The 16,176-nt window shown below is 45.5% G+C and carries 14 protein-coding genes; 9 read left to right on the top strand and 5 right to left on the bottom strand.

Annotated features, from left to right (window positions below):
* Window positions 1-88: 88 nt before the first annotated feature.
* Window positions 89-253 carry a hypothetical protein gene (locus QUA47_RS19365; protein ID WP_333431934.1) on the top strand — a complete coding sequence of 55 codons (165 nt, stop codon included), beginning with the start codon at window positions 89-91 and terminating at the stop codon, window positions 251-253.
* Window positions 254-286: 33 nt separating this feature from the next.
* Here the strand turns inward: QUA47_RS19365 and QUA47_RS19360 are convergent, their stop codons facing one another.
* Entirely contained in the window at window positions 287-730 is a 444-nt protein-coding gene (locus QUA47_RS19360; RefSeq protein ID WP_190656530.1) for an Hsp20/alpha crystallin family protein, read from the bottom strand.
* A 240-nt stretch (window positions 731-970) separates the two neighbouring features.
* Between QUA47_RS19360 and QUA47_RS19355 the strand changes: the two genes are divergently transcribed.
* Entirely contained in the window at window positions 971-1,180 is a 210-nt protein-coding gene (locus QUA47_RS19355; RefSeq protein WP_333431933.1) for a hypothetical protein, read from the top strand.
* A gap of 45 nt (window positions 1,181-1,225) precedes the next feature.
* Here the strand turns inward: QUA47_RS19355 and QUA47_RS19350 are convergent, their stop codons facing one another.
* Window positions 1,226-1,513 (bottom strand): hypothetical protein, encoded by a 288-nt coding sequence (locus QUA47_RS19350; protein WP_190656534.1) that lies wholly within the window; start codon window positions 1,511-1,513, stop codon window positions 1,226-1,228.
* 186 nt (window positions 1,514-1,699) lie between these two features.
* On the opposite strand from QUA47_RS19350, the gene QUA47_RS19345 reads away from it, so the two are divergent.
* On the top strand, window positions 1,700-2,494 hold the full coding sequence (locus QUA47_RS19345) for an MlaE family lipid ABC transporter permease subunit (RefSeq protein WP_333431932.1): 795 nt from the start codon (window positions 1,700-1,702) through the stop codon (window positions 2,492-2,494).
* 51 nt (window positions 2,495-2,545) lie between these two features.
* Here QUA47_RS19345 and QUA47_RS19340 read toward each other — a convergent pair whose 3' ends face one another.
* The gene (locus QUA47_RS19340) at window positions 2,546-3,736 is read right to left on the bottom strand and encodes a transposase (protein WP_333431931.1); all 1,191 of its coding nucleotides are present in this window, start codon (window positions 3,734-3,736) and stop codon (window positions 2,546-2,548) included.
* A gap of 226 nt (window positions 3,737-3,962) precedes the next feature.
* Between QUA47_RS19340 and QUA47_RS19335 the strand changes: the two genes are divergently transcribed.
* The 3 genes from QUA47_RS19335 to plsY all read left to right on the top strand — a co-directional run bounded on the left by QUA47_RS19335 (window position 3,963) and on the right by plsY (window position 6,593).
* Window positions 3,963-4,355: a DUF3119 family protein gene (locus tag QUA47_RS19335; RefSeq protein WP_333431930.1), complete on the top strand. Its 393-nt coding sequence runs from the start codon at window positions 3,963-3,965 to the stop codon at window positions 4,353-4,355.
* 58 nt (window positions 4,356-4,413) lie between these two features.
* Window positions 4,414-5,745 carry a DUF3086 domain-containing protein gene (locus QUA47_RS19330; RefSeq protein WP_333431929.1) on the top strand — a complete coding sequence of 444 codons (1,332 nt, stop codon included), beginning with the start codon at window positions 4,414-4,416 and terminating at the stop codon, window positions 5,743-5,745.
* Between the two features lie 167 nt (window positions 5,746-5,912).
* Window positions 5,913-6,593 carry a glycerol-3-phosphate 1-O-acyltransferase PlsY gene (gene plsY, locus QUA47_RS19325; RefSeq protein ID WP_333431928.1) on the top strand — a complete coding sequence of 227 codons (681 nt, stop codon included), beginning with the start codon at window positions 5,913-5,915 and terminating at the stop codon, window positions 6,591-6,593.
* Window positions 6,594-6,690: 97 nt separating this feature from the next.
* Here the strand turns inward: plsY and QUA47_RS19320 are convergent, their stop codons facing one another.
* Window positions 6,691-7,476: a calcium-binding protein gene (locus QUA47_RS19320; protein ID WP_333431927.1), complete on the bottom strand. Its 786-nt coding sequence runs from the start codon at window positions 7,474-7,476 to the stop codon at window positions 6,691-6,693.
* A 178-nt stretch (window positions 7,477-7,654) separates the two neighbouring features.
* Between QUA47_RS19320 and QUA47_RS19315 the strand changes: the two genes are divergently transcribed.
* The 3 genes from QUA47_RS19315 (at window position 7,655) to QUA47_RS19305 (ending at window position 15,148) form a co-directional block, all read left to right on the top strand.
* A complete protein-coding gene (locus tag QUA47_RS19315; RefSeq protein ID WP_333431926.1) occupies window positions 7,655-10,015 on the top strand; it encodes a bifunctional serine/threonine-protein kinase/ABC transporter substrate-binding protein in 2,361 nt (786 codons plus the stop codon).
* A gap of 156 nt (window positions 10,016-10,171) precedes the next feature.
* Window positions 10,172-12,583 (top strand): bifunctional serine/threonine-protein kinase/ABC transporter substrate-binding protein, encoded by a 2,412-nt coding sequence (locus QUA47_RS19310; RefSeq protein ID WP_333431925.1) that lies wholly within the window; start codon window positions 10,172-10,174, stop codon window positions 12,581-12,583.
* Window positions 12,584-12,751: 168 nt separating this feature from the next.
* Window positions 12,752-15,148 (top strand): bifunctional serine/threonine-protein kinase/ABC transporter substrate-binding protein, encoded by a 2,397-nt coding sequence (locus QUA47_RS19305; RefSeq protein ID WP_333431924.1) that lies wholly within the window; start codon window positions 12,752-12,754, stop codon window positions 15,146-15,148.
* 36 nt (window positions 15,149-15,184) lie between these two features.
* Here the strand turns inward: QUA47_RS19305 and proC are convergent, their stop codons facing one another.
* On the bottom strand, window positions 15,185-16,030 hold the full coding sequence (gene proC / locus QUA47_RS19300) for a pyrroline-5-carboxylate reductase (RefSeq protein WP_333431923.1): 846 nt from the start codon (window positions 16,028-16,030) through the stop codon (window positions 15,185-15,187).
* Window positions 16,031-16,176: the final 146 nt, after the last annotated feature.

The raw sequence follows: 16,176 nt of genomic DNA, 5'->3' as shown, positions 1-16,176 counted from the left end.
AGAGGTACTGGAATAATAATGAATCCTCCTGTATTTATTGTTTTAAGCACTGCCTAGCCCTTAACTGAACCGTATTGGGATGTAACGGATGGAAGGAAGAAGGAAGAAGGAAGAAGGAAGAAGGAAGAAGGAAAAAGGAATAATCATTCCTCAAACTCGCAATGCCCAATGCTTTTCGGCACAATTTTCAATTCCCAATGACCAATTATCAATTCCCAAAACAAATAGGGGGTGCCTTGCGCCCCCCTACTAATTAACTAAAACTCACTAAAGTAGGAAACAATTATTAGCCACCGATTTGCACTTTTACCACGCGGTTCTTTTCTGCTTCTGCTTTGGGCAAATTCAGGTGCAAAACTCCATTTTTGTACTCAGCTTCTACGCTGTCATTTTGAACCCGTGCGGGTAGGGGAATCACCCGGCGGAACGAACCGTAACGGAACTCAGAGCGAGTCATGCCTTTATCTTCACTCTTAGTTTCCTGACGGCGTTCGCCGCTAATAGCAACAGCTTCTGCGGTTACTTGTACGTCCAAATCCTTAGCTTCCATGCCCGGAACTTCTAATTTAAGGTGGATGGCTTCGGGAGTTTCATCGAGTTCGGCGGGGGGGAGAAAAGCAACACCGTTAGATGCGCGATCGGTTGCCGGAGTCAAGCTATCAAACAACCGATTCATTTCTCGTTGCAAGGAGTCCATTTCCCGCAAAGGTTCCCAACGAATAAGTGCCATAACTAATACCTCGACTATCTGAAGTTTTTAGGGTTGAGAAACACTTGACTCAACCTGTATTTAATATATTCCAGCTCCAAAAATAGGGGTATTCGGTTTTCCGCAAAAAGGCCGATCGCATTACCGAACATTGGCGAGCAATAATGTTGAGTGAGTCGGTTTGAGAGTGGAGATTTGAGATTGACTCCACAGATAAATCTGGAAGTTTGACCAAGAGTCTAAAATTTCAAGTATCCGTTTTTGGGCGAAGTCAGCCGATTTGAGGTTGGAGAGTTGAGATTTGAGATTGACTCCACACATGACTCGGGAATTTTTAACTTTGGTCTAAAATTTTTTGCTTTCCACCACTCCTGTCTGCTAGCAACTATCTGTTGGTGGGCGAAGTCATTGCAGGTGGCGCTATTCGATCGCATCGGAACCCAACAATTTGAGATTTTAGATTTAATTTAGAATTCCCAACCTAAAATCTCACATTCCACATATAACGAAACAAAATTAACTCCACCGCGAATGCTGATAAGAAGCGTAGGTATCAAACAAAGCACCCACTAAACCAAAAGTTAGACCAATCACGAAAAAGCCCTGGAGGGGACAGCCGCTGCCGAAAGTAGCTAAGAACTGCAAAATCATGTCTTCTCCAGAACGACCAACTCCTTGGAGAGCAGGCACGAAGCCGATCAGCGAAAAGCTAGTCAATCCCGCGCCGATTAACAAGACGGGGGCGACAAAGCTCAACAGGCTGGTCAGCAGTACAGAGCGAAGAAAATTGGGAAAAATGCTCATAAGAGTCAGTAAATTCAGCTAAACTGCCGAAAGGTGCAAGCAAACAAAACTTGTCCTTTTCTACGATAGGCAGCGATCGCCATCAGTGGCCAGTTCTGTCAGAAATCTTAAATGTTATAGAAAAAACTTGTTTAAGATTTGTAGATAGATTTCATTTTTTACAGTTGTTCTACACTCGAAATCCCCTTGAGCACCACTACATCTTCGAGCCTCAGTTTGTGGAGTCAGCGGTTGCTGGCAGCAGCTTTATTGGGCGGCCAAGTCATGCTGCACTTGCTGAAGGGCAAAATTCACCGCCGCAACACCATCGACCAAATGGCAGCAGTCGGCCCGGAATCTCTGCTGATTGCTTTGCTGACTGCGGGTTTTGTCGGCATGGTATTTACTATTCAGGTAGCCAGGGAGTTTATTAACCTCGGTGCCGCCAATGTCGTAGGTGGCGTTTTGGCTTTGTCTTTGACTCGCGAGCTCGGCCCCGTCTTAACAGCCGTAATCGTGACGGGACGAGTAGGTTCGGCTTTTGCAGCGGAAATCGGCACGATGCAGGTAACAGAACAGATAGATGCCCTGCTGATGCTCAGAACAGACCCCATCGACTATTTAGTCATTCCCCGCGTCCTTGCTTGCTGCTTGATGCTGCCAATTTTAACCATCATGTGTCTCGTCACCGGTGTCCTCGGCGGACTGCTGATTGCTACAACGATGTACGGCATCTCTCAAAGCGTGTTTTTAGAATCAGTCCGCAATTTCCTGAGTCTGTGGGATATTTGCAGCGCGGCAATTAAGGCTTTTGTATTCGGTGGCTTGATTGCTGTAATCGGCACTAGCTGGGGTTTGACCACCACCGGCGGGGCAAAAGGCGTCGGTCAATCGACTACTACGGCGGTGGTGACGGCTTTACTGGCTATTTTTATTGTGAACTTTTTCCTGACTTGGCTGATGTTTCAGGGGACGGGCTCAAGCGTACTCAAAGGCTTGTAAGCTAGGAAACAGTTGACACTCCCGGGCGTAAACGCGCGGGGATTCTTTAATCTACGATTCAACTTGCTGAAGCAGGATTTCTCCAACAACAGTAGAGGTCAATTCTCCTAAAGCGTTGCTTGGCTCAAGACCAAAGGTTCCGACGTGTCCCGCCGTACCCAATCCTCGACGAAGGATATTTCTAGCTGCGTTGAAATCTCTATCCATTACACACCCACATTTACAAACGTGTGTTCTCGTGGATAGCGTTTTTTTGACAATTTCACCGCACTTAGAGCATTCTTGGGTGGTGTACTGTGGGTTCACCGCAACCGTAATCTTTCCAAATACTTTACCGAAGTATTCAAGCCAAACACGAAATTGATACCAAGATGCGTCATTAATAGACTTAGCTAAACAGTGATTCTTCACCATGTTTTTGATTCTCAAATCTTCGTAAGCCACTACATCGTTTGATGAGATTACGCACCGTGCTAATTTCACTGCATGGTCTTTACGCTGCCTACTTATTTTGAGATGGCGTTTGCCTAGAATCTGCCTAGCTTTGCCCCTATTCTTTGAACCTCTTACTTTCCTGGAGACACTACGTACTGAACGCTTAAGAACTTTTTCACCTTTTCTGAGGAACTTCGGATTTTCAACCGTAACTCCGTTTGAATCAGTGTAATATTCCTTCAGACCCATGTCTAATCCGAGCGTAGTACCAGAGGGTTCTGTGTTTTCTTTTCGATCAACATCAACACAGAATTGAACGTACACGCCATCCGCACGTTTTACCAATCTCACCCGTTTGATTTGACTGATTTGGTAGAATTGCAAGTCGCGTGTGCCTTTTAGTTTTAACCTTCCAATCCCTTTTTTATCGATAAAATTGATTGATTTTCTATCGTCCGCAAGCTTCCATCCACTCGTTTTGTACTCAACTGAGCGGCAGTTTTTCTGAAACTGTGGATAACCTTTTTTACCAGGAATCCCTTTCTTGCAATTATCATAAAATCGGGAGATAGCAGACCATGCTCGTTCAGCGCTCGATTGTCGAGCCATTGAGTTGAGTTCGTCAGCAAAGGGAAAGTCGCGAGCCAGTACAGCACAGTATTTATTTAAGTCGTATCGACCCACTTTTTTGTTATCCATCCAATAGCGCAAACAACTATTGCGGACAAATTTAGCGGTACGAATTGCTTCATCCACTGCATTGAACTGATTCTGTTTCCCGTAGGCTTTAAACTCAAAAACTAGCATTGCTTTACCTCCGGTTTTTATGTTATATCGTTTGACATAAGACGGCTCCCCAAAGTAAAGAAAGTTTACAATGTAACTCGTATTTCTGATGAAGCAAGGATTTGACTGGGAGACTAAAGTCTCCCGCGATCGCCCGTCCCTGGACTGAAGTCACAGGGTTTTCAGCTTATTTCCTATAAAATATGAATAATCGGCAACATTCGTTTACTACCCTTGATTTAAACCCGTGAATACCACTGCCTCTTCGACTGCGCCGACAAATACGATCGAACTCGCTCCGAGTTATGCGATTCCCCTAGTCCTGGTACTGGCGGCCCTACCGCTGCTGTTCGTGCACAAGTGGGCGAGTTTGCCGCTTTCGCTGTTCGGCTTGTTTCTGATGTACCAAGCCGCCACCATCCGGCTACAATTTACCCCAACAGATTTGGACATTTATCGATCGTCCAACTTAATCCGCCGCTTTCCTTACCGAGAATGGCAAAATTGGCGGATATTTTGGCCCGCTGTGCCGATTTTGTTCTATTTCAAAGAAATTAACAGCATTCACTTTCTGCCGGTTCTGTTCGATCGTAAAATGCTACAGACCTCCTTAGAACAGCGCTGTCCCCGTCAAGACTAAAAAAGTTGTTAATTTTTAATTTTTAACTTTTCCGTGCCCACGCCGAACAAAATTTCCCATGAATTCAGACGAATCTCCAACCCAAGAACCGCAACCACAACCAGCCGCCCCAAGCGGTGACGGCGAAGTCGATTTACCCGTGAATGAGACGGAATACCAACTTCTATCTCAAACACGAGATTTGTGGATCGACGAAAATGAACTGCCAGCCCAACTCCCGCCAGATACACACCCGCCGCTGGGCGAGGAAGATGCCGAACTCGCCCAATTCGTGGACGAAGCAGGCGCAATCGCCCAAATTCCGCCCAACACCGACGATGGCGAATCAGAAAGTCCGATCGCTCAAATCGAGCCTCCAACAGACTCCCAGCCAATAGCAACCCCAGAAACGGTAACGCACATCCCAGAAAATGTTACCGAACAGTTGGCACAGAGAGTCAAAGAATTGCAGCAGCAAGAACAAAATTTGACTGAAAGAATTGCCGCCTTGGAAGCCGACAAAGCCAATGCTATAGAAGCGTTGGGCCAGGCTCAAGCCTCGATCGGGCGTTTGGTACAAGACGGCTTGATTCAATTAGATCACCGCAAACAAGCGCTACAAATCGAAGTAGAAAAACTCGAACGCCGGCGCGATCGAATTCAAAAGGAAATGCGAACCACTTTTGCCGGCGTTTCCCAAGATTTAGCAATTCGAGTCCAGGGTTTCAAAGACTATCTAGTAGGCAGTTTGCAGGATTTGGCCGCTACCGCCGAACTCTTAGATTTGACGCCACCAGTGCAAGAGACACCCAAGCAAATTCCTGCTGAGGAGTCTCAATCCTCAGCACCAGTAAATCCCAAATTTGCCGAACAGGGATTTCAAGAACAAGCCAAACAAATTCGCCGCACCCTCGATCAATATCGCACTCTCCCCGACTACTACGGCCCGCCTTGGCAACTCCGCCGCACTTTTGAACCCATCCACGCGGAACGAGTTTCTAACTGGTTTTTCACTCAAGGAGGAAGGGGTGCTTTGCGGACTATGGGTTCGCGCTTGCAAAATATCTTGATTACTTCGACTATTATTTCTGTACTCAGAAGCGTCTACGGTGGACGGGTGCGGACTTTGGTGCTCGCCAACAGTCCCGAACGTTTAGGAGAGTGGCGCCGGGGTTTGCAGGACTGTTTGGGCATTACTCGCAGCGATTTTGGCCCGGAACGGGGGATTATTATGTTTGAGTCTGCCGAAGCTTTAGCTCAAAAAGCCGATCGACTGGTGAAAGAGGGCAAATTGCCACTAATTGTCATTGATGAAACTGAGGATTTAATTAGTTTGTCACTGCTGCAATTTCCGCTGTGGTTGGCCTTTGCTTCTGACCCGCAAACTTTGACGACTGCTAAGGATTTTTGAGCAAGTCCGGGCGAATATAATTCGCTGCTATACAAACTTTCGTCCGCCTGCGCGGACTGAAGAAACTCAGAGGGAAATTAACCGGAATAGGTTGTTTCTTCTTCTTCCTTCTTCCTTCTTCCTTCTTCCTTCTTCCTTCTGCTGTACACGAAATCTCAAATTAAAAAATGGCTAGCTGGATAATTTTAAATGGGGCATTGCTAATAGCAGCTTATCTGCTGGGTTCGATTCCTACTGGGTACGCCTTGGGGAAATGGATGCTGGGAATTGATATTCGAGAGGTTGGTTCGGGTTCGACGGGTGCGACTAACGTACTGAGGACTTTGGGGAAGTGGCCGGGGTTGGGGGTGTTGCTGGTTGATGTTTTGAAGGGGGTAAGTGCGATCGTCCTAATCCGCTACATTTACTCTCTCAGTTTTACCCAGCAGCTAGCAACCGCCGCAGGTTTAGAAAATACTGCAACTGTCATCCCTTGGATGGCAACTTTGGCGGGTTTCTCGGCTGTTTTGGGCCACAGCAAGTCTATCTGGCTGGGGTTTACCGGGGGTAAATCAGTGGCTACAAGTTTGGGAGTTTTGCTCGGTTTGTACTGGCCAGTAGGTTTGGGAACTTTCGGAATTTTCGGAATAGTATTTGCGGTATCGCGAATTGTCTCTTTAAGTTCGATTATCGGAGCAATTAGCGTTGCTGGATTGATGTTTGCTTTACATCAGCCGCTGGCTTATGTATTGTTTGGAATTGCGGGCGGTGTCTTTGTAATTGTGCGGCATCGGAGCAATATTCAGCGACTGTTAAATGGTACGGAACCCAGGATTGGAGAGAAATTGGAAACAGCAGCGAGCGATTGATCGGTAATATTGTTGTACTCCTGGTTGCAGATTACCATTTCTCTGTCCAATCTTCGATTTAAGCTTTTGGAGGAGGCTTTGCAGCGCCTTCTACAGCTTAGAATCCCTGAGCAGAGATAATACTCCCTTGAATCTCAGCCACACTTACATTTGCCACAAAGCCTACTATGTCGCCGGAATTCCTAACTTTAATTAGAGTGCCTTGACTCTGTATCGGTTGAGGATCGAATACACCGGGCGCGAAAACTTGATTGAAACTTTCTGGTGCATCAAACCCCAATAAGAGTGTCACGTTTGTCACGTATTGCAAGTCTACATCGCTAGCAGTCAAACCGCCTGCCAATCCAATTCGATCGGCACCTACTCTGAAACCGGCAATAGCATCGGCATTATTGACATCTGTAACTCCGGGTTCTGCTTGGAGGACGTACAAGTTGCTGCCCCCGATTTTGATTGAATTATTTTCATTCAAGGCGGCTAAAAAGTCGCGACCCAAACCTCCCACCAGAGTGTCATTTCCGTTACCGCTGCCTAAGAAATCATTGCCTCTACCGCCCAAGAGAATATCGTTTCCCGCATCACCCGTAAGCAAATCTCCATCTTGACCGCCGCTGAGAGAGTCATTTCCCTCATTTCCTTCCAGTAGATCTATTCCTTTTCCCCCCAATAAAGAATCGTTGCCCAACTCCCCGCTGATAAGATCTTCCCCTTCATTGCCAAATATCAAATCATTAGCTGTTGAGCCGGTGACTAGATCGTCACCTCCGAGCATCCAACCTCCCAAAGGAAAATTAGTTGCATCTGCGATCGACAAAGTAACGACTTCGGATGTATTGTCGCCAATTAATCGCCGCTGTTCTGACGGATCGGGTTTTAAAGCCATAAAACAATCTCCGCGTAAAATCTAAGATGTCAAGATTATTAAATAAGCCGATCTCCCAGTCAAGTCATATATTCATAACTTTGACTTCATAAAAGTCATAACTTTGAGTTCATAAAAGTCATATTTGTGGTACGCTCGACACCAACGAGTGCAGCCAGTCAAGGCCTTGTAAAAATTTATGTGTCTGAATCCAGGGGATATTCTGCGCGATCGCTACCGAATTATCGCTAAATTAGGTGAGGGAGGGTTTGCTAAAACCTATAGGGCTAACGACGCTTTGGGCAGCCCCGAAAATCCCCTGTGCGTCGTCAAGGAAATTGGGCCTCCTCAATCGAATGATCCGGAGGTTTTGCAGGCGGCGCAGGTGCAATTTGAAAGAGAAGCTAGATCCCTGATATCTCTGGAAGAGTGCTCGCGCATTCCCAGGTTAATCGAGCACTTTCAAGAACAGGGAAAATTTTACTTAATTCAAGAATACATCGAAGGAAATCCGCTGAACGAGGAGATAGGTTCAGGCAGGCTGTTTAATGAATCAGAAGTTATTGAGTTATTGCAGGACATTTTAGAAGTTTTAGATTGCGTCCACAAAAAACATATTATTCACCGCGATATTAAGCCGTCAAACTTAATCCGATGCCAAAGAACAGGCAAAATTGCCGTGATTGACTTTGGGGCAGTCAAAGGTATTAGCAATTTGGCGATTCAGGGCGGTCAAATAACTCAAACTCGTGCCGTTGGTACAGACGGTTATATGCCGGCCGAACAGTGGATAAATCAGCCAAGATTTAACAGCGATATCTATGCTGTGGGAATCATCGGCATTCAAGCGATCGCAGGTTTAGATATTGAAGACTTTTTAAATCATAAAAAAACTGGCGAACTCGTCTGGCACTACTCAACTGACGATCGCCCGATGGTACAAATTAGCGACAAACTGGAAAAAATTTTAAACAAGATGGTGCGCTACCACTTTAACGATCGCTATCAATCCGCTGCTGAAGTGTTAGACGATTTGCGATCGGTGGTGCTATCGCCCTCACCGCCGATTGAGACTGCGACGCAGGTGGGAGTGGAATATTCGATCGCCCGTGACAGCAAAACACCTTCCCCCCCAAACCTCCCAGATGGTTTAAGTGCCGGAGAAAAAATTCTATTTACAAGTTCTCAACCTTGGCTCAAGCAAAAAGGAGTTAAAGAATTTGCAGCTTCAAATTCAGAGCAAGCTTTTAATACCTTCAAAGAATCGTGGCACAACGAAGACGGCAAAGACCCAGAAACTTTAATTTACCTGAACAATGCTTTTCTGGAAGTCAGCAACGCTCCTTATTACACAATTGCTGTCGTCCTTTCCGTTTGTCGGAGAAACCCCGACAGTTTTTCTCAGCTTGGCGAGCAGGCGAAAGAATATCTGCGCGGAGTGGCTCAAGCGCAAACAGAAGTTAATTTGAGACTATCAAATTCTAGCGATCGGGACTTTCCAGGTCAAGGTTTTTTACCAAGTCAAGCCATTAAGGGCAAAGGACTTAAAGTAATTATTGCTGACGATGCCAACGATGAAGAGGAGGCAAAACAAAGAGCAATTTCGCTGGTCGATCGACCGGATATTTTAGCAGTTATCGGTCACGCTAGTAGCGAGATGACGATGCACGCTGTAGATATTTACAACAACAATAATCTCGTTTTGATGTCTCCGGGTGCAGCCACGGGAGAGCTGACGCATGAACCTAGGAAATTTTTTTTTCGCACTCAATATACGAGCAGTTTAATCGCTAAAGATTTAGCGAAGTACCTCCGAGAACAAAATCAAACACAAGTAGCAATTTTATACAATCCGCGAAGCCCATTCGGCGCATCTTTTGTGAAAGGTTATAAAAACTATTTTCGACGCCTAGGGGGAACAATAGTCAGAATTCAAGATTTCGATTTATTTAAAAAAGACTTCAACACCGCAAGAGCGATCAAGGAAATCCAGACACAGGGAGAAACTGCGATCGTGCTAGTTCCAGATCCCCATCATAGCAGAACGCTAGACAGCGCATTTGACATAATAAAACTTAACGCCGATCGCAATTGGATTGCCGGGGCATGGATGCTGATGTGTCCGCAAATGTTAGAATTTGTATCTGGGCAACCGCAAAGGTTGTTTAATAAACTAATCCTTTCTGTCGGCTGGCATCCCTTAAACAGCCCCAACGAAGAATTTCCTCAACAGGCTCGATCGCTGTGGGGAGAAGAGGGAAATACTCGTATAGCTTCAGGTTACGATGCAGCGCGCGCACTCATAAAGGCATTGGAAATGCAGCAGGAACCCAGTCGCGAAGGAATGCAAAGAACGCTTTCATCTCCTGATTTTAGCGCTTGGGGAGCAACAGGAACCATTCAGTTTAACTCCCCAGAAAATGGCGATCGGAAAAATCATCCCAGCGATTTAGTACATATTGTAGAGTGTCCAAAAGAGAAGTTAGGCCTCGCTTTTGTTCCCGTCAAGTATCCGACAGCGGCAGCGGCAGGTTTAAATTGCGATCGAACTCGTTTCTGATTGATTCAATTTTCTTGCGTTAGCCGCCCTCGCTCGCGATACATGAACCGCCAGAGGGCGGCGTTACATACTCGTGAGTAAACTATATAAACCCGTTCCCGCCCGATGGTAAAATCAACGTCAACGAGTGCAGCCAGTCGGGGAATCGGAGAATTTATGTGCCTAAAACCAGGGGATATTCTGCGCGCGCGCTACCGAATTATCGGTCAATTAGGTGAGGGAGGGTTTGCTAAAACCTATACGGCTAACGACGCTTTGGGCAGCCCCGAAAATCCCCTGTGCGTCGTCAAGGAAATTGAGCCGCCTCAATCTAAGGATGCGCGGCTGTTGGAAGAAGCACAACAGCAATTTGAAAAAGAAGCTAAAACCCTGAAGTATCTCGATAAGTGTCCGCGCATTCCCAAGTTTATCGATCGCTTTCTGGAAAAGGGAAAATTTTACTTAATTCAAGAATACATCGACGGAAATCCGCTGAATCAAGAACTAATTTCAGGCCAGCAGTTTCAGGAGTCAGCAGTTATTGATTTATTGCTGGACATTTTGTCAGTTTTAGAGTGCGTACACTCTCAAGGTATTATTCACCGAGATATTAAACCGTCAAACTTAATCCGGCGCAAGCTAGACGGCAAAATTGCGGTGATTGACTTTGGGGCGGTAAAAGCGATCGGCACTTTGGCGATCGAGAACGGTCAAATAACTCAAACTCGTGCCGTTGGTACAGACGGTTATATGCCAGCCGAACAGTGGACAAATCAGCCAAGATTTAACAGCGATATCTATGCTGTGGGAATCATCGGCATTCAAGCGATCGCAGGTTTAGATATTGAAGACTTTTTTAATGATAAAAAAACTGGGGAACTCGTCTGGCACTACTCAACTGACGATCGCCCGATGGTACAAATTAGTGACAAGCTAAAAAAAGTTTTAAATAAGATGGTGCGCTACCACTTTAACGATCGCTATCAATCCGCTGCTGAACTGTTAGAGGATTTGCGAGCGCTAACAGCATTGCACTCACCTGCGCCCCCTCCACAACAACCTCTGTTGCCGAAGCCTCAACGCCAATGGCAAGATACATTGAGAGTTTGCTTGCCGATCGCGATCGCAGGATTCCTCGGGCTAGCAGTATTTTTAATACACAAAATATTTACACCTAAAACTTGTCCTTTAATCAAGGGAGATGCTGCGAGTTGTGGCGAGGAAATCCTGATAAAAACATCTGGTTCTCGCTTAAAAGAAAGGGGAATAGATGACTTTTTTAATGCAAATTATCAATCAGCTTTTAATTTATTTAAACAATCGTGGAACGAAGAAGAACGCAAAGATCCCGAAACTTTAATTTACATGAATAATGCCCTTTTGAAAGCAAAAAAAGCTGATTATTACACCCTTGCAGTTGCCGTTCCCATTAGCAACAGCGAAGGAGGTACTGTCAATTCTGATTTGGCTAGAGAAATGTTGCGCGGCATTGCCCACGCCCAAACAGAAGTCAACCTAGGACTGTTTAATTCCGATCGCAATAACGACTTTCCCGGTCAAGGTTTTTTAGCAGGGAAAGCCATTAAGGGCAAGGGTATTAGAGTCATTATCGCTGACGATGCCAATCTGAAAGCAGAGGCACAAGCTAGAGCCTCTTCACTCGTGAAGCAAACCGAGATTTTGGGCGTCGTCGGTCACTATACTAGCGAGATGACTGTGCATGCAGTCGATATTTATGACAAAAATAACTTAGTCTTAATTTCGCCGGGGAGTACAACGGAACAATTAACAGAAAAACGTCGGAAGTTTTTCTTTCGCACTGTCCCTAGACATCAAATTACTGCTGAAAACTTCAAGAACTATCTGATTGAAAACGCAGGTTCCAAAAAAGCGGCGGGTTTCTATTGTCCTGAGATTCAAGCTACTTCTTCATTGTGGGAAGAATTCAGAAAACAGTTTAGACAAGCAGGAGGAAAGATTTTTAGCATCACTGAATTCGATTTATGTAAGAAAAATTTTAACGTTGAATTAGCATTACAAGAAATCGAGCGAACTGAGAAAACAGCGATTGTCTTAAGTACGAGTCATGTCCCGAATGCAGTCAAAAATGCGATGGCACTTATTAAAGCCAATGGCGATCGCAATTGGGTAGTGGGAACCGGGGGAATCTACAGCCAGAAAACCTTAGAAACAGCCTCCCAGTTACAGTCTTTTAATAAACTGGTGACATCATCCTCTTGGCATCCCTTAGCTGCTCCCAACCCCACATTTGCCGAAAATGCTCGAAAGCTTTGGGGAGGAAACGTCAACCACCGCACAGCTTTAACCTACGATGCAACTCGGACGCTAATTACAGCAATAGAAATGCAACAGCAACCCAGCCGCGAAGGGATGCAGCACACTATTGCGAGTCAGAATTTTAGCGCCACAGGAGCAACCGGAACTATTGAGTTTGATGCGAAGGGCGATCGCCAAAATTTTCTACCGGACTTAGTACATATTGTCAAGTGTCCAAAAGAGCGGTTCGGCCTCGCTTTTGTTCCCGTCAAGTACCCGACAGCAAAAGCGGCAGGTTTAAAGTGCGATTGAACTCGTTTCTGATTGATTCAATTTTCTTGCGTTAGCCGCCCTCGCTCGCGGTACATGAACCGCCAGAGGGCGGCGTTACATACTCGTGAGTAAACTATATAAACCCGTTCCCGCCCGATGGTAAAATCAACGTCAACGAGTGCAGCCAGTCGGGGAATCGGAGAATTTATGTGCCTAAAACCAGGGGATATTCTGCGCGCGCGCTACCGAATTATCGGTCAATTAGGTGAGGGAGGGTTTGCTAAAACCTATACGGCTAACGACGCTTTGGGCAGCCCCGAAAATCCCCTGTGCGTCGTCAAGGAAATTGAGCCGCCTCAATCTAAGGATGCGCGGCTGTTGGAAGAAGCACAACAGCAATTTGAAAAAGAAGCTAAAACCCTGAAGTATCTCGATAAGTGTCCGCGCATTCCCCAGTTAATCGATCGCTTTCTGGAAAAGGGAAAATTTTACTTAATTCAAGAATACATCGAAGGAAATCCGCTGAATAAAGAACTCGCTTCTCTCAGGAAGTTTAAGGAGTCAGAAGTTATTGATTTATTGCTGGATATTTTGTCAGTTTTAGATTGCGTCCACTCTCAAGGTATTATTCACCGCGATATTAAACCGTCAAACTTAATCCGGCGCAAGCTAGACGGCAAAATTGCGGTGATTGATTTTGGGGCAGTAAAAGCGATCGGTACTTTGGCGCTCGATAACGGTCAAATAACTCAAACTCGTGCCATTGGTAGTGAGGGTTATATGCCGGCGGAACAGTGGAAAAATCAGCCCAGATTTAACAGCGATATCTATGCTGTGGGAATCATCGGCATTCAAGCGATCGCAGGTTTAGATATTGCAGATTTTTTCAACCATCAAAAAACTGGCGAACTCGTCTGGCATTACTCCACTGACGATCGCCCGATGGTACAAATTAGCGACAAGCTAAAAAAAGTTTTAAATAAGATGGTGCGCTACCACTTTAACGATCGCTATCAATCCGCTGCTGAAGTGTTACAGGATTTGCGAGCGCTAACAGCATTGCATTCACCACCACCGAAACGCAGGCTGTTTTCTCGATCGATCTTTGGCTTGTTGCCATTGGCAGTTGCGGGAATGACAGCGGGACTGGCAGCCCCTATTTTTTTACGCACAATTACACCTAAAACTTGTCCTTTAATCCAAGGAGATGCTGTGAGTTGCGGCGAAGAAATCCTAGTAAAAACTTCTTCGCCTCGGTTAAAGCAAAGGGGAGTTGAGGAGTTTGCCAAATCTAATTATCAATCTGCTTTTAATTTATTCAAAAAATCCTGGAACGAAGAAGACAGCATCGATCCCGAAACTTTAATTTACATGAACAATGCTTTGCTGAAGGCTAAAAAGGCTGATTATTATACAATTGCTGTTGCCGTTCCCATCCTGAGAACTCAGGATGGTTCTGTAATTAATGCAGATTCGGCAAAAGAAATTTTGCGCGGCGTTGCCCAAGCCCAAACACAAGTTAATTTAGGATTAAGCGCTGCTAATGAGAGGAATAAAAGCTTTCCCGGTCACAGCTTTCTCGAAGCCAAAGCTATTAACGAAAAAGGTCTGAAAGTCATTATTGCTGACGATGCGAATCTCAAAACAGAGGCCATTAAAACAGCAAATGCACTGGTTAAACAGCCGGATATTTTAGGAGTAGTCGGTCACTATGCCAGCGAAATTACCCTATCAGCGGTAGATATTTATGACCAAAATAACCTGGTTTTGATTTCTCCGGGAAGCACAACGGAAGAACTGACAGAAAAGCATCGAAAAATTTTCTTTCGCACATCCTATTCGAGTCGGTTTGCTGCTCAAACTTTAGCAAAGTATCTGCGGTCAGTAGGCAAAAATCAAGCGACAGTTTTATACAATCCCGGCAGTTCGTCGGGTTCTTATTTTACACAAGCTTTCAAACGGCAGTTTCAAGATGACAAAAAAGCAAAAATAGTCAGAAGTCGCGAGTTTGATTTATCCAAAAATGAATTCAACGCCCAAACAGCTTTAAATCAAATCCAGCGCACAGGGGAAACTGCGATCGTGTTATCTCCAGACGGTCAAATTACTAATTCATTAAATAACGCGATCGCAATGGTTAAAGCCAACGGCAATCGCAATTGGATAGCCGGAATTTGGGTACTCTACAAGTGGAGAACTTTGGAAGCCGTATCCCAGTTAAAATCTTTTGAAAAACTAATCGTCTCTGTCCCCTGGCATCCCTTAAGCAGTGTTAATAAAAAATTTCCTCAACAGGCTCAAAAGTTGTGGGGAGGAACGGTAAATACCGATACCGCCTTAGCTTACGATGCAACTATTGCACTGATTAAGGCAATGGAAATGCAGCAGCAACCCAGCCGCGAAGGAATGCAAAAAACGCTTTCTCTTGCGAATTTTATTGTGGAAGGAGGAACAGGAACTATTCAGTTTGGAAAGAATGGCGATCGCAAAAATTCCCCCAGCGAATTGGTGCATATTGTCAAGTGTCGAAAAGAACAATTCGGTGTAGCTTTTGTTCCCGTCAAGTATCCGACAGCGGCAGCGGCAGGTTTAAAGTGCGATTGAATTCATTTCTGATTGTTTCGGTGCGCTATTCCTGACTTATTTCCCCAATTCTTGAGAACGCAAACAAGCTGCTTTCACTGCTTCGATTAGGGCCGATCGAAAGCCGCTACTCTCTAATTTAGCAATTCCTGCAATAGTTGTGCCGCCGGGACTTGTAACTTGATCTTTCAATTGTGCCGGGTGCATTCCCGTTTCTTGCATTAGCTTCGCCGTACCGAATACAGTTTGCAAAGCTAATTGAGAGGCGATCGCCCGTGGCAAACCTGCACAAACTCCGCCATCTGTCAAGGCCTCAATCAAAATTGCTACATAACCAGGCCCGGAACCCGAAAGCCCCGTCACCGCATCCAGCATACTCTCAGGCACTTCTACCACTTCTCCCACGGCCTGAAAGATGCGCTTTACCAATTCTAAATCAGTCGGTTGCACGAGTTTTCCCGAGGCGATCGCGCTCATTCCCGCTCCTACCGTGGCCGGAGTATTCGGCATCACCCGCAGCACTCCCCGCCCCGGGAAGGCTGGTTCGAGCTTGCTCAGTGGCACTCCTGCCAAAATCGACACTACCAGCGCTTCTGGCTCAGAATTAGCCGTTTCTCCATTATTGCCCTGTTGGCGATCGGCCGCCACGGCCAATTCCAAAGCTACCGTATCAAAAACTTGCGGTTTAATCGCCAAAAACAGCACTTCTGTAGCGGCAGCAACTTCTAGATTGCTGGCTGTTGTTCCAATCCCGTAGGTTTCCGTCAAAAATTGGCGGCGTTGAAGTTGTGGGTCGCTCACCAATATTTCTGAAGGCAAATAAACTTTTTGTGCAATTAAGCGGGATAAGAGAGCTTCTCCCATTACCCCGCCGCCGATGGTACCAAATTTTATGTTAGTCATTAGTCAGTTGTCACTTGTCACTTTTGAGTTATCAGTTGTCAGTTGTCAGTTGTCAGTTGTCATTGGTTACTTAGTTGTTAGCTAATGTTATTAATCCGCAGTGTTTATTCCACAGTTATTAGTTGTTAACTATTGACTACTGACTA

This window comes from Microcoleus sp. MON2_D5 (genome assembly GCF_036701905.1).
Lineage (GTDB): Bacteria > Cyanobacteriota > Cyanobacteriia > Cyanobacteriales > Microcoleaceae > Microcoleus.
Note: the sequence above shows the minus strand (reverse complement) of the source record. Positions and strands in the feature narration are given on the sequence as shown.

Excerpts from the sequence above, each read along its gene's own strand:
- QUA47_RS19365 (WP_333431934.1), top strand. The coding sequence starts at position 89 with ATGGAAGGAAGAAGGAAGAAGGAAGAAGGAAGAAGGAAGAAGGAAAAA.
- QUA47_RS19360 (WP_190656530.1), bottom strand. The coding sequence starts at position 730 with ATGGCACTTATTCGTTGGGAACCTTTGCGGGAAATGGACTCCTTGCAA.
- QUA47_RS19350 (WP_190656534.1), bottom strand. The coding sequence starts at position 1,513 with ATGAGCATTTTTCCCAATTTTCTTCGCTCTGTACTGCTGACCAGCCTG.
- QUA47_RS19340 (WP_333431931.1), bottom strand. The coding sequence starts at position 3,736 with ATGCTAGTTTTTGAGTTTAAAGCCTACGGGAAACAGAATCAGTTCAAT.
- QUA47_RS19330 (WP_333431929.1), top strand. The coding sequence starts at position 4,414 with ATGAATTCAGACGAATCTCCAACCCAAGAACCGCAACCACAACCAGCC.
- plsY (WP_333431928.1), top strand. The coding sequence starts at position 5,913 with ATGGCTAGCTGGATAATTTTAAATGGGGCATTGCTAATAGCAGCTTAT.
- QUA47_RS19320 (WP_333431927.1), bottom strand. The coding sequence starts at position 7,476 with ATGGCTTTAAAACCCGATCCGTCAGAACAGCGGCGATTAATTGGCGAC.
- QUA47_RS19315 (WP_333431926.1), top strand. The coding sequence starts at position 7,655 with ATGTGTCTGAATCCAGGGGATATTCTGCGCGATCGCTACCGAATTATC.
- QUA47_RS19310 (WP_333431925.1), top strand. The coding sequence starts at position 10,172 with ATGTGCCTAAAACCAGGGGATATTCTGCGCGCGCGCTACCGAATTATC.
- QUA47_RS19305 (WP_333431924.1), top strand. The coding sequence starts at position 12,752 with ATGTGCCTAAAACCAGGGGATATTCTGCGCGCGCGCTACCGAATTATC.
- proC (WP_333431923.1), bottom strand. The coding sequence starts at position 16,030 with ATGACTAACATAAAATTTGGTACCATCGGCGGCGGGGTAATGGGAGAA.